Source organism: Cytophaga sp., from assembly GCF_051961495.1.
Lineage (GTDB): Bacteria > Bacteroidota > Bacteroidia > Cytophagales > Cytophagaceae > Cytophaga.
Map to the genome: position 1 here is coordinate 1 of NZ_JBQCDF010000177.1, position 13142 is coordinate 13142.

Sequence of the window (13142 nt, forward strand, 5' to 3'; positions counted from 1 at the left end):
TATCCGGAGCCCAGCCCAATTTTTTAACGGTTTCCATTACACCTTTACAGAAGAATATGACTCTTTCATCATTATCATCGTAAAATTTATTTGATTTGTCATGGAAAACGTATTTTCTTTGAAAATAGTCTTCGTTGTCGATAAAGTATACCTGCAATTTCGCATTCGGGATTGAGGCAACTTTAATAATAAGAGGTTTTTCTTCTTCACCAACAGAAATATTAATTCCTGAAAGTCTTACCACTTCGTGCAAGCGGTTTTTACGTTCATTAATCAAACCGAAACGAGGTATCAATATGCGTACTTCTAACCCGCGCTCCTGCATAGCTTGAGGGAGTTTGCGCAACATTTTACCTACTTCAGAATACTGCAAAAAAGGGTTGATTTCACTGGCGACGTAAAGGATTCTCAATTTAGACATATACCCTTTTTTAGAATGGAAAATAAAACCGGACATATTACGGCAGGTCAAAATTACAAAAAATATATGGCTTTTTCAAGTGTATTCCAATTCCACCCCTTGTTTTTTGGTTGAAAATGCGCAGCTTTACACCCCATGATTTCCATCACATCCATCCAGGATTTACGCCGCCAGATTGCAAAGGAAAGGCTTAATTCCCGTTCTATAGGCTTTGTTCCAACGATGGGGGCATTGCACAAAGGACATATTTCGCTCATTAAAGAAGCCAAAAAGCACAATCACATCTGCATCGCCAGCATATTTGTAAACCCGCTTCAATTCAATAATGTCGAAGATTTTAACAAATATCCGATTCAGAATGAAAAAGATATACAATTATTAGAACAGGCGGGATGCGATTACCTGTTCCTGCCGCCCGTTTCCGAATTCTACCCCTCCAAACCCAAATTATCCATTGACATTGGCCCATTGGACCGGATCCTGGAAGGAACTCATCGTCCGGGTCATTTTAGCGGAGTTGCAATCGTTGTATCTAAACTGTTCCATGTAGTAATGCCCGATAGAGCATACTTCGGACAAAAAGATCTGCAGCAGGTTGCCGTTATCAACCAACTGGTCAATGAATTGAACTTTTCCATTGAAATTATTACCTGTCCGATTGTGCGTGAAGAGAGCGGACTGGCTATGTCTTCCCGGAATATGCGTTTAAGTGCTGCGGGCAAAGCCGTTGCCGCAAATTTATTTTTATGTCTGGAATTTCTTGAAAAGGCTTTAAAAAATGGAATCGGTACACCCGTTCAACCGATAAAAAAAATGGGGCTGGATTTTTTAAACCAATTTGAAGGAATCCGGGTTGAGTATCTGGAGATCGTTCAGGCAGATACACTGGAAACAATCACCGATCTGAAACCGGGATCAAACGTGGCTGTTTGTGTTGCTGCTTATGTCGAAGAAGTAAGACTTATCGATAATCTAGTTATTATTTTATAATTTTGCGCTATTAAATCATACTCATGCAAATTCAAGTATTAAAATCTAAAATCCATCGTGTTAAAGTTACTCAGGCAGAACTGCATTATGTTGGCAGCATTACCATTGACGAAACTTTGATGGAGGCTTCAAATATTATCGAAAACGAAAAAGTTCAGATTGTAAATATTAATAACGGTGAGCGCTTTGAAACCTATGTGATCAAAGGCGAAAAGAATAGCGGCGTCATTTGCTTAAACGGACCAGCCGCGCGCAAAGTAGCGGTTGGTGATATCGTAATTGTTATTGCTTACGCAACCATGGATTTTGAAGAAGCAAAAGTCTGGAAACCAACTTTAATATTCCCTGACGAAAACAACAGACTTTCCTAGTACCTACTACTATGAACTCAATCTTAAAAAATGCCATCAAGTACCTGCTTATGCTCGCGCTTGGTGGTTTCTTATTTTGGTACGTGCTGAAAGATATGGATCCGGGGAAGGTTGAGGCCGACTTCCGCAGGGCTGATTATTTCTGGATCGCAGCATCCGTGTTAATTTCTCTGGTTGCCTACTGGGTACGTGCCCTACGCTGGAATTTGCTGCTGGAGCCGCTGGGTATAACACCCCCGGCATATAAAACAGCCATCGCGTTAATGTCCGGTTACTTTGTCAATATACTGCTTCCCCGTGGCGGTGAAGTAGCGCGTTGTGTCGTATTGAACAAGATGCACAAAGCACCGTTCAATTCATCTTTCGGCAGTGTGGTAACTGAGCGTGTATTTGACCTGCTGGGCCTGCTGTTCTTAATCGGTTTAACGTTTATTGTGCAATTCGACTCAATCAGTGATTTCCTTTCCGGTATTCTGATCGATAAATTCGTTGGCCTGTTCAATAGCCTGCAGTCGATGTATCTATTTGTTTGTATCGGCGCTGTTGTGCTGGTTGCTATGTTTGGTATGTTATGGTATCTGCGCCATGAGATCCGCAAAAATGCAACCTACCAGAAAACATCTGTTTTTTTCACTGGTGTGTGGGAAGGAATTACCGGTATCCGCAAACTGCAAAAAAAATGGTTGTTCCTGCTTTATACATTATTGATCTGGACCAGTTATTATTTTATGACCTATACCGTATTCTTTGCATTGCCTGAAACAAGTCACCTGGGTTTTGGCGTTGGCCTTGTTATACTGGTAGTCGGCGGCCTGGGCATGTCTGCTCCGGTTCAGGGCGGTATTGGCGTGTTTCATATTTTCGTTTATTCAGCATTACTGATCTACGGAATCAATATTGACATCGGAAAATCCTATGCGATCCTGGTGCACACGTCCCAAACATTAACGGTTATAGTGCTGGGCGGAATTAGTTTTATCATTTCTCTGTTGATAGGTAAATCCCAACCTGCAGAAGAAGTATCTCAATCTTAAATTTGCTGACACATGGCCAACGCGGATAAAATCGTTTCTGTTGCTGAAGGAGCTAAACTGATAGAAAAATGGAAGCAGGAAGGGGAAGTTGTTTTTACCAACGGGTGTTTTGATATTCTGCACCTGGGGCATATTGACTACCTGGAAAAAGCCAGACAATTAGGCACGCGCCTTGTGGTAGGTTTAAATACAGATGCATCTGTAAAGCGCTTAAAAGGGCCCGAACGCCCGCTGAATAATGAATATGCGCGTGCACGCATGCTGGCAGCACTTGGCTCTACCGATGCTGTCATTTTGTTCGATGAACCCACTCCTTTAGAACTTATTACTGCCATAAAGCCAGATGTACTGGTTAAAGGCAGCGATTATACCGTTGATAAAATTGTTGGTGCAGATTTTGTAATTGAACATGGAGGTTCCGTAAAAACATTAGACTTCGTTGAAGGCTACTCAACTACCGGAATCATCGACAAAATCAAAAACAATTTAAACAAGTAAGAAGTATGATTCTCCTTATTGGTATTATAACCATGCTTGCGAGCTGGTATGTAAGCAATAAATTAAAGCGCAAATTTGAAGAGTATTCAAGATTTGAACTGCTTTCAGGACTTTCCGGAAAAGAAGTTGCAGAACAGATGCTGCGCGACAACCACATTTACGATGTAAAGGTTATATCTGTAGAAGGCCGTTTGACAGACCACTATAATCCAGCAGATAAAACCGTGAATTTAAGTACAGATGTATATCACGGAAGAAATGCTGCTGCTGCTGCCGTTGCTGCACACGAGTGTGGCCACGCCTTACAGCATGCACAGAATTACAGCATGCTGAACTTACGTTCAGCATTGGTACCGGTACAAAATGTGAGCGCCACTATCCTGAATATTCTGATGATGGTGATGATCTTTGGCGGTTTGATGTTTGGTGGTCCTGGCGCACTCCCGATCGTTTTATTGATTATTATTGCCTGCAACCTGGTATTGACGGTGTTTGCCCTGATCACTTTACCGGTAGAGTTTGACGCAAGTAATCGTGCGCTGGCCTGGATGGAAAGCAGAGGCATAACCAATACACAGGAACATGAAATGGCATCAGACGCGTTGAAATGGGCTGCAAGAACATATATTGTCGTTGCAATCGGTGCTTTTGCGCAATTGGTATACTATGTCATGATGTATCTTGGCATGAGCCGCGACGACTAAGCATTATCATATAGCTATAAATAAAAAACACATGCCTGAAAAACCGGGCATGTGTTTTTTTATTTATAGCTAATTCGTAACTTATTATACTAACTAAACAACTAAGCTATGAAACGTATTTATGTAATCGTACTTGCTGCTGCATTCAGCGCATCCATTTTCTCATGCGAGCAAAAACCTTCTGCTGACAAGTTAAATGAAACCGGAGACAGCATTAAAAAAACGATTGAGAACGAGTCAGAAAAAACAACAAAAAACGGCAGCGATGCTCACTAAGATTCTGTGGGTTTAGTCTGAATGATTTTAAAAAAATTCTGAACATATGCCTGGAATACGGGCATATGTTTTTTTATTTATAGCTAATTCGTAACTTATTATACTAACTAAAAACAACTATACCATGAAACGTATCTATGTAATTGTATTCGCTGCCTTGTTAGGCGCATCTGTTTTCTCATGTAAAGAAAAATCTGCTTCAGAAAAACTGAATGATAAAATGGAAAAAGCCGGTGATGAAATTAAAGATAAAGCAGAAGATGTAGGTGACAAAGCAGAAGACCTGGGTGATAAAGCAGAAGATAAGCTTAACAAATAATCTGCTGGAGATTTATAAAAGTAAAAGGTCACGCTTCAGTCGTGACCTTTTACTTTTAAATCTATTACCATTAGAATGAGAATCCAGCGCTTGGTCCCATGAAGCTTTCGTCCCAGAAGCCTTTTGCCTGCGCATAATTGTGGCTGTTTGTGTCCGGCCAGTGATTTTTATCAAAGCCCGGAGCTTTTTTAAGTAACTCAGAACCGTTATGCAATACAAACGCCTGTCTGCTTTGTCTGATGTGCAGGGAAGAAAACGGTATAGCAAATAACTTGTCATTGAAACCCAGGAAACCACTGCATTCCACCACAACATAGTCAATTACTCCTCTGCGGATATCCAGCATAATATCTTTAATTACACCGATTTTCTCATCCTTTTCGTTTAAAACATCATCACCAATAATGGAAGATGCCGTCAATACCCGAACAGGCCAGTTGGCGTTAACACCAGTATGATTTTTGCCTGTCTTGTTGTCTTTTTCAAAATTTGTGCTCATAAAAAGTATTGGTTAAAAGTTTAAACTAGTTTAATTTATTTAAGTGTATGATAAAAGTATATATGTACTATATACGTAATCTCTTTTGTAAAAGTATAACTTATACCTATGGTTATATATGATTTAAGTTAGTAAATAAATTAATATAAATTATCGATTTATTCAAACTATTGATTTACTTCACCCGTTATATCTAATATATCCATTAATTCTGTAGCTACTATGAATTTTGATTTAACCGAAGAACAAAAAGCTGTGCAGGCGGCAGCCAGAGATTTTGCACAAACAGAACTTTTACCAGGTGTAATTGAACGTGATGAACTTCAGAAATTTCCTGCAGAACAGGTAAAAAAACTGGGCGGTTTAGGCTTAATGGGTATTATGACTTCAGAAACATATGGTGGTGCCGGCATGGACACTGTATCCTATGTGCTGGCCATGGAAGAAATCTGCAAGATTGATGCTTCGATTGGAGTATGTATGTCAGTAAACAATTCCCTGGTATGCTGGGGACTTGAACATTTCGGTACAGAAGCTCAGAAACAAAAATATTTAAAACCTCTTGCTTCCGGAGAATTGATCGGAGCATTTTGCCTTTCAGAACCGGAGGCGGGTTCAGATGCTACCTCACAGCGAACCACTGCTGTAGACTGCGGCGATCATTATCTGATCAACGGCACAAAAAACTGGATCACCAATGGAAATTCTGCATCTATTTATCTGGTAATCGCTCAGACCCATCCGGAATTAAAACATAAAGGGATCAATGTGTTTATTGTTGAAAAAGGAATGCCGGGCTTTGTTGTTGGTAAAAAAGAGAATAAAATGGGAATCCGCGCCTCCGACACACATTCATTAATGTTTACAGATGTAAAGGTTCCAAAAGAGAATCGTATTGGCGACGATGGCTTCGGCTTTAAATTTGCCATGCAAACCCTCAATGGCGGCCGGATCGGTATTGCGGCACAAGCTCTCGGTATCGCTGCAGGTGCACTGGAGCTTTCCTTAAAGTATTCCATGGAAAGAAAATCTTTTGGTACAGAAATTTTTAACCATCAGGCCATACAGTTTAAATTAGCCGATATGGCTACTAAAATTGATGCGGCACGATTACTTGTTTTAAAGGCAGCCTACCTGAAGGACCAGCATAAAGATTATACAGAAGCTGCGGCCATGGCCAAACTGTTTGCTTCTCAGGTGGCTATGGATACTACGATTGAAGCGGTACAAATTCACGGTGGTTATGGCTTTGTAAAGGAATTTCATGTGGAAAGAATGATGCGTGATGCAAAAATTACCCAGATTTACGAAGGTACCTCGGAAATACAAAAATTGGTGATTGGCCGCGAATTATTCAAATAATAACATTAGCCTATTATTTAAAAAAGTATCAAAACTTATAAAAGTTTAATTAATAGGTATATTTTTTTCATTTTTTATTGTGTTTGCATGTTTTTTGTATTAGTTTCGTACAAATACAAAAAATATTTTGTCTGATCTTTTTTCTTGTAATTATCCAAAATAATGGAGTGTCATGGAAGATTATAATAAAATCATTGAATCCCTTGGTGTGCGATACATCAAGTCTAAATCCATTCGTATTGTTCAATCGCTTACAGTAGATAATTATTACGATGTCAGCAATATGATCGTGTTGCTGCACAAAGGTGAAATTTCATTTGGTGAAGAAAGAACGAAAGTAAAGGAAGGCGAACTACTGTTTATACCCGGTGGTCGTTCTGTTTCTATTTCTTATGGTTCAGGCAATACAATCAAATTGTCAAACGAAGAGCTGCTAACCAATCGCGAGAAGTTTCTTAACTCGGTTGTTGATCCTGCATTAATTGGCACAGACCCAAACTCTTTCAGTTATGTTTCTTTCGAAGCGAAGGTATTTGATTCCGTAAATTTCTTTACTTCGTTAGATATTCCTCCCTTCATTATTACTGACACACCCAAATTGAGTCAGTACATTCTTGATACTGTCCAGGAAGACTTAGCCGACGAGGCTGGCAAAGACAGAGTAATCAACATTAATACTGATCGTATTGTTGTTGAGATCATTCGTTTTATTCTGCGTAAAAATCTGTTTGTTGAACGTCTGGCAACCAACAGTACCTATTTCAAGGATCCGCGCTTACTGGATATCTTCGCTTACATTAAAAAATATCTTGGCGGAGATTTATCTAACAAAGTTTTGGCCGGCGTTGCAAACGTATCTGAAGATTACGTAGGACAGTATTTCAAAATGCTTACAGGTATCAATCCTCAGGATTATATCGAATACCAGCGTATGGAAAAAGCGGTAGATCTTTTGCGGACATCCAAGAAGAGTATCCGTGAAATTGGCGGTGAAGTAGGCTACAAAGACACGGCTTATTTCTGCCGCAGATTTAAGATGATGTTTGGAATTCCTGCGGGAAAAATGAGACGCAGAGAATCCTTGATGAATATTTAAAAGTTTAGTTTAATAGAATACCGTTCAGTTTTGGAGGTCACCTATGTAGAAGGTGGCCTCTTGTTTTTTATAACTTATAGCTATCCTTTTTCAGGTTTAACTCGCTCACCTGCCGTCCTACTTCTGTAAGAAAAGAAGCATTTTTTTCGATGCCTGTACCAACAACAATCAAATCAGCTCCGGCCTCTAACGCGGCCAATGCTTTTTCAGCTGTATTCAATCCGCCACCAACAATCACAGGGCATGCAACAGCCCTGCATACAGCTGCAATCATTTCGGGGTGCACCGGCTGGTATGCCCCACTGCCTCCATCCAGATACATCAGTTTCAGACCGAGCATTTCACCTGCCAGCGCTGTAGATGCAGCTATAGAAGGCTTATCATACGGCAAGGGAGTCGTATTGCTGATATACGAAGCAGTCGTTTGTTTTCCGCAATCAACCAGCATATAGCCTGTAGGGAGAATTTCCAGTTTACTTTGTTTAATAATCGGGGCAGCAACAACATGCTGGCCGATCAGAAAGTCTGCATTACGGCCTGAGATTAATGACAATAATAAAATCGCGTCTGCTGTGGGTTCGACCTGCAGATAACCACCCGGAAATAAAACAACCGGTATGGATGCTTTCTGTTTAATGTGCGCGACAATTTCCGGCAGGTTGTATTTTGACAATAAACTTCCTCCCAGGAAAAAATAATCTACATGACTTTCTTTGCACAGCTTCAATATGCTGTCAAATAAAACATCATCCAGTTTATCCGGATCCAGAAGCACCGCAAAGGATTTTATTCCGTTGCGTTTTTTTTGATTTAGTTCTTCGTAAATATTCATCTATGTGAATCTTCATTGCCATGGTGGGCCCTTTTCTCCAGAATACCCAGTACCAACATATATAACTTATGCTGAAAGTAGCCCCTGCGTATTGATAGAGACATCAGCCATGCGGCAATCATAAATATGCATCCGACAATTACAAAGCCCAGGTACGAACTCTCTAATACGATGTTTAAATAGAAACTCAAACCAAAGCCTAAGAACAGTAACATCATTAAAAAAATAAATGAAATAATAATGATCAGGATAATACTTGCTAAAACATCGGAAAGCTTTTTATAGATCTCCATTCTCCAGCTATCAACTTTTGATTGGAACAGCTGCTGTACAACATCTACAACTGCCTGCGATTTAAAAAGGTCGAATAAGAGCTTAAGCATAGCTTTTTGTTTTTAGATTATCTTAAAGTTAACAATTTAGGCAATTGGTAAGTGCTACTTTGCCGTTTTTTATTTTGTATAAAAGTATCTGAAACTGCTTAATTCTTTCCCCTGTGCAGGATCAACAAACAATAAAAAATTGCAGGCAATCCCAAACACCGGTGTTATGCCGTTGCTGTTGTACGGTTCTGCAGCCGGTACATACAGGTAATTTGTTTCTCTTGATGCATACACGCCAATATAATAGGCTTTATCAATAAGGTATCCGGCATCCATTCTAAGGTTTGTATAATCAATAAACCGTTCTTTAAAAAAGGAAACATTGTCTTTTACAAAATCAAACTGCACAAAGGGTTTGTACGATAAAAAAACTGCGAGATGATTATTCTGCAGCGGCATGTATTTCCCCAGCCCAAGACCTATTCCTACCCTCCCAATCATGGGTCTTCTTGTGGCCGTAGTACCGCTACTGGTTGTTGTGTTCAATGTTCGGTCGGTGTAATTAAATTGTTCATAGAGAAACTCCTTTGAAAATAATAATCTAAACAGTTCGCCCCGATGCTGTACATATAAACGCGTTGTATAATTATATATGCCTGCACCATTCACGTTAATTCTTTCAGAAGCGCCGGCAAACCACTTATCCGTAAGTCCAACATCAATGCCGGGTTTGATGTTCCAGCGGGTCTGCTCGGTGATAGAAGCATACAAAGCATTGGTGTTGTACACACCTTCCAGGTACACATTCACTTTGGATTCCTTAAGCACAATGTCCAATCGTGGCGTTAATTGAAATAATGTTTGCTGATATTCTTTATACACAGGAACGCTACCGCTTTGCGCAGTTACGCTGACAGAAAAAAACAGGATGATGTATATACAAAATAACCGCTGCATCTATTCAATTTACTAAATGTGTTTAAATAAGAAAAGACCCGCATAACGGGTCTTTTCTTATTAGAATAAATCTTTCGAAGCTATTCTTTATTCTTTTTATGCTTCAGCACTTTTGCTTTCACATAAAATATAATCTCTTCTGAAATGTTTGTGATGTAATCGCCTACACGTTCTGTTTTACGGATCATGGAGAGCAGGTAAATTCCCTGCATCACTTTTTCGTGATCCTGGTTGCCGCGGATGTATTCTGCAAGCATGTTGTTTGCATTTTTATTGATCTCATCCAGAATTTCATCCTTAGAGAAAACCGTACGAGCCAGTTTCGTATTATCTGTTTCGAATGATTCGCATAATACATTCAGCATTTCCAGTACGATAGCAGTCATTTCCTTGAAACGCATTTTTTCGATCAATACCGGATCAAATGGCTTCTCAGACATCAACAAAAATTTACACAAACCTTCGGCGTTATCACCGATACGCTCCAGGTCCGAAACCATTTTCAATGAGGCAACCACAAAGCGCAGGTCAATCGCAACCGGATTGAACAAGGCTAAAATATGTTCACAACGGCTATCGATTTTTAATTCGCTGCCATTCACTCTTTTTTCATTTTTCAAAACCTCTTTAGCCAGGTCCTGATCAAAGGTATAAAAAGCTGTGATACTCTTCTCCATTTGCTCTTTCACAAGGAGTGTCATATCAATCAGTTCACTTTTTAATTCACCTAATTCTGTTTCTAATAGATTCATATGTGTATTGAATCAATGTTATAAAAATATTTTACGTATATCACAGGAGAAAGATAAGTATCAACCGAACCTTCCTGTAATATAATTCTGTGTGCGTTCTTTTTTCGGGTTCGTGAACAAGGTTCTTGTATCATCATACTCCACCAGTTCTCCCATATAGAAGAACGCTGTTTTATCACTTGTTCTGGAAGCCTGCTGCATGTTGTGCGTAACAATCATGATGGTATAGGAAGCTTTCAGGTTATAAATAAGCTCTTCTATTTTTGATGTTGAAATCGGATCCAGCGCTGAAGCAGGCTCATCCATTAACAGGATTGATGGCTCAACTGCCAGCGCACGTGCAATACACAAACGCTGCTGCTGACCGCCTGATAAAGCCAATGCAGACTTTTTCAATTTATCTTTTACTTCCTCCCAAAGTGCTGCCTGTTTCAGGGACCATTCAACTTTATCGTTGATGTATTCTTTGTTTGAAATTCCGTTTACCCGCAAACCATATGCAACGTTTTCAAAGATTGATTTTGGAAACGGGTTTGGTTTCTGGAATACCATGCCAACAGCCTTACGCAATTCATTTGTATTCACTGATGGAGAATTGATATCAACACCGTCAATCAGAATATTTCCTTTCACCTGGCAATTGTCGATCAGGTCATTCATACGATTCATACAACGTAAAAACGTAGACTTACCACAGCCGGACGGGCCGATCAGTGCCGTAACCGTATTCTTCTTAACACTTAGCGACACGCCCTTCAGGGTATGGTCTAAGCCATAATAAACGTGTACGTCTTGAGCTTCAATTTTCATCTTTTTAAGATTTAGTCTGAACGTCGGTTGCTGCAGGCAACACTCTGATTCCAGACATATGTATGCTAAATTCTTTCTTCCTGATTATTCAAAATGGTATTACCATTTGATTTTTTTCTGCCAGCGGTAACGTAAATATACAGCGGCTCCGTTCATAACAAAGGTTATTGCCAACAGGATAATAATCGCAGCAGCTGCGTTCATCTGAAAATCATGCTGGGGCTTACCGATCCAATAGAAGATCTGTATAGGCAACACCGTAAATGATTCTGTTGGCCAGGTTGGTACAGATGTAATATATGTTGCCGCACCGATCACGATCAAGGGAGCTGTTTCACCGATTGCCCTGGAGATTGCAAGTATGGCACCCGTTACAATACCCGGAATGGATGCCGGCAGGATCTGATACCAGATCGTTTGCCACTTCGTGGCACCTAACGCGAGCGATGCTTCACGAAGATTATAAGGAACTGTTTTTAATGATTCTCTCGTTGCAACGATGATGATCGGCAGGATCAATAAAGAAAGCGTAAGCGCGCCTGTAATTGCTGTATCGCCCAACATCAACGTTCTTGAAAAGATTTCCAGGCCTAATAAACCATAAATGATAGAAGGAATACCGGCAAGGTTTGAAATATTAATCTCTAGTATGTTTGACATTCGGCTTTTGGTATTGTATTCTTCCAGATAAATACCAGCTCCGATCCCGATCGGGAAAGCGATCAGGGTGGTTAAACCCATGATCCAGAGTGTACCGCCCAAAGCCGCATAAATACCGGCTTTGCTGGCTCTTCTGGAAGATGAATCCTGGAAGAATTCCATATTGATTCGTCCGAAGCCGTCTGAAAATACGTCGTACAGTAATACACACAGCACCAGTATGCCAATGCCTGTTGCAAACAACGCGATAAACTTATATGATTTGTCCTGAAATTCGTACCACTTGTTTTTGCGCACATGTTTCTGGCGCATTCTTTTGCCTAGTTTCTTCGCCATAAAACTTATTTATAAACTTGTTGGTAACGTTTTTTCAGCCAAAAACTAATATTGTTGAGCAACAATGTAATTACGAATAAACTCATGCCAACTGCATAAATGGTTTTGTATTCAATGGAGTCATTGGCAACGTCTCCGTTCACTGTCTGAACGATGTAGGTAGTTGCCGTCTGCACCTGATTCAATGGGTTGAACGTAAGTGTTGGTTTGTTACCTGCTGCAATAGCAACGATCATTGTTTCACCAACGGCTCTTGAAAGCGCCAGAATGATTGATACCGCAATACCTGACAGAGCTGCAGGAATAATAACTTTAAAAGCTGTTTGAAATTTTGTAGCACCCATGGCATAAGAGCCTTCTCTTAATGCTCTTGGTACGGCATACAACGCATCTTCACTTAAGGAAGATACCAATGGCAGGATCATGATCCCCATGATGATACCCGGAGCAAGCGCGTTGAAATTGCTCAGTTCAAGGGTCGGGAAAAGACTTTGAATAAATGGTGTTACAAAAGCCAGGGCAAAATATCCGTAAACGATTGTCGGGATAGATGCCAGTATTTCTAAAACCGGTTTTACGATATTACGCACGCGGGATGTTGCGTATTCACTCAAATAAACGGCAATGGTAATTCCCAGCGGCACAGCCACGCACATGGCAATGAATGTTGTTAAAAATGTGCCTGCCAATAGTGGGAGAATCCCGAAGTGTTGCTGGTCTTTAGCAAATGATGGAGACCATTCTGTATCTGTTAAGAAGTCCCATACGGGAACCACCTGAAAAAAACGGGCTGTTTCAAACAACAGAACCGATATAATGCCTACAGTTGTTAAGATTGTTAACAAACTGCAGGCAAATAGGAATGCTTCAATAAATTTTTCGGAACGCTTCATTCAAGAATC

Annotated in this window: 18 protein-coding genes; 9 read left to right on the forward strand and 9 right to left on the reverse strand. The window is 40.2% G+C overall.

The window, feature by feature from the left end; translation table 11 throughout:
• The coding region (locus tag ACTHJT_RS09230; RefSeq protein WP_440237736.1) for a glycogen/starch synthase at window positions 1-421 on the reverse strand (421 nt) is incomplete at its 3' end.
• A 135-nt stretch (window positions 422-556) separates the two neighbouring features.
• Between ACTHJT_RS09230 and panC the strand changes: the two genes are divergently transcribed.
• The 7 genes from panC (at window position 557) to ACTHJT_RS09265 (ending at window position 4613) form a co-directional block, all read left to right on the forward strand.
• On the forward strand, window positions 557-1411 hold the full coding sequence (gene panC, locus ACTHJT_RS09235; RefSeq protein ID WP_440237737.1) for a pantoate--beta-alanine ligase: 855 nt from the start codon (window positions 557-559) through the stop codon (window positions 1409-1411).
• Window positions 1412-1434: 23 nt separating this feature from the next.
• Complete coding sequence (gene panD / locus ACTHJT_RS09240; RefSeq protein WP_440237738.1) at window positions 1435-1782, forward strand: aspartate 1-decarboxylase; 348 nt, start codon at window positions 1435-1437, stop codon at window positions 1780-1782.
• Window positions 1783-1793: 11 nt separating this feature from the next.
• Window positions 1794-2816 carry a lysylphosphatidylglycerol synthase transmembrane domain-containing protein gene (locus ACTHJT_RS09245; protein ID WP_440237739.1) on the forward strand — a complete coding sequence of 341 codons (1023 nt, stop codon included), beginning with the start codon at window positions 1794-1796 and terminating at the stop codon, window positions 2814-2816.
• 12 nt (window positions 2817-2828) lie between these two features.
• Window positions 2829-3314, forward strand: a complete 486-nt coding sequence (rfaE2, locus tag ACTHJT_RS09250) for a D-glycero-beta-D-manno-heptose 1-phosphate adenylyltransferase (protein ID WP_440237740.1) — start codon at window positions 2829-2831, stop codon at window positions 3312-3314.
• 5 nt (window positions 3315-3319) lie between these two features.
• Entirely contained in the window at window positions 3320-4018 is a 699-nt protein-coding gene (locus ACTHJT_RS09255; protein ID WP_440237741.1) for a zinc metallopeptidase, read from the forward strand.
• A 108-nt stretch (window positions 4019-4126) separates the two neighbouring features.
• Window positions 4127-4294: a hypothetical protein gene (locus ACTHJT_RS09260; RefSeq protein WP_440237742.1), complete on the forward strand. Its 168-nt coding sequence runs from the start codon at window positions 4127-4129 to the stop codon at window positions 4292-4294.
• Between the two features lie 124 nt (window positions 4295-4418).
• Window positions 4419-4613 carry a hypothetical protein gene (locus tag ACTHJT_RS09265; RefSeq protein ID WP_440237743.1) on the forward strand — a complete coding sequence of 65 codons (195 nt, stop codon included), beginning with the start codon at window positions 4419-4421 and terminating at the stop codon, window positions 4611-4613.
• 70 nt (window positions 4614-4683) lie between these two features.
• On the opposite strand, the gene ACTHJT_RS09270 is transcribed toward ACTHJT_RS09265, so the two are convergent.
• Window positions 4684-5112, reverse strand: a complete 429-nt coding sequence (locus ACTHJT_RS09270; RefSeq protein WP_440237744.1) for a PRC-barrel domain-containing protein — start codon at window positions 5110-5112, stop codon at window positions 4684-4686.
• 222 nt (window positions 5113-5334) lie between these two features.
• On the opposite strand from ACTHJT_RS09270, the gene ACTHJT_RS09275 reads away from it, so the two are divergent.
• The gene (locus ACTHJT_RS09275) at window positions 5335-6474 is read left to right on the forward strand and encodes an acyl-CoA dehydrogenase (RefSeq protein ID WP_440237745.1); all 1140 of its coding nucleotides are present in this window, start codon (window positions 5335-5337) and stop codon (window positions 6472-6474) included.
• Between the two features lie 172 nt (window positions 6475-6646).
• Entirely contained in the window at window positions 6647-7570 is a 924-nt protein-coding gene (locus tag ACTHJT_RS09280) for a helix-turn-helix domain-containing protein (RefSeq protein ID WP_440237746.1), read from the forward strand.
• Between the two features lie 67 nt (window positions 7571-7637).
• Here ACTHJT_RS09280 and ACTHJT_RS09285 read toward each other — a convergent pair whose 3' ends face one another.
• From ACTHJT_RS09285 to pstC, 7 genes are all read right to left on the reverse strand, one after another.
• Window positions 7638-8402: a geranylgeranylglyceryl/heptaprenylglyceryl phosphate synthase gene (locus ACTHJT_RS09285; RefSeq protein ID WP_440237747.1), complete on the reverse strand. Its 765-nt coding sequence runs from the start codon at window positions 8400-8402 to the stop codon at window positions 7638-7640.
• On the reverse strand, window positions 8399-8785 hold the full coding sequence (locus ACTHJT_RS09290; protein ID WP_440237748.1) for a phage holin family protein: 387 nt from the start codon (window positions 8783-8785) through the stop codon (window positions 8399-8401). Before ACTHJT_RS09290 ends, ACTHJT_RS09285 begins: the two co-directional genes overlap by 4 nt.
• 69 nt (window positions 8786-8854) lie before the next feature.
• Complete coding sequence (locus ACTHJT_RS09295) at window positions 8855-9682, reverse strand: hypothetical protein (RefSeq protein ID WP_440237749.1); 828 nt, start codon at window positions 9680-9682, stop codon at window positions 8855-8857.
• An 80-nt stretch (window positions 9683-9762) separates the two neighbouring features.
• Entirely contained in the window at window positions 9763-10434 is a 672-nt protein-coding gene (gene phoU / locus ACTHJT_RS09300) for a phosphate signaling complex protein PhoU (protein ID WP_440237750.1), read from the reverse strand.
• 60 nt (window positions 10435-10494) lie between these two features.
• Window positions 10495-11244: a phosphate ABC transporter ATP-binding protein PstB gene (gene pstB / locus ACTHJT_RS09305; protein WP_440237751.1), complete on the reverse strand. Its 750-nt coding sequence runs from the start codon at window positions 11242-11244 to the stop codon at window positions 10495-10497.
• 99 nt (window positions 11245-11343) lie between these two features.
• Complete coding sequence (gene pstA / locus ACTHJT_RS09310) at window positions 11344-12240, reverse strand: phosphate ABC transporter permease PstA (protein ID WP_440237752.1); 897 nt, start codon at window positions 12238-12240, stop codon at window positions 11344-11346.
• A 5-nt stretch (window positions 12241-12245) separates the two neighbouring features.
• A complete protein-coding gene (pstC, locus tag ACTHJT_RS09315) occupies window positions 12246-13133 on the reverse strand; it encodes a phosphate ABC transporter permease subunit PstC (RefSeq protein ID WP_440237753.1) in 888 nt (295 codons plus the stop codon).
• Window positions 13134-13142 lie beyond the last annotated feature (9 nt).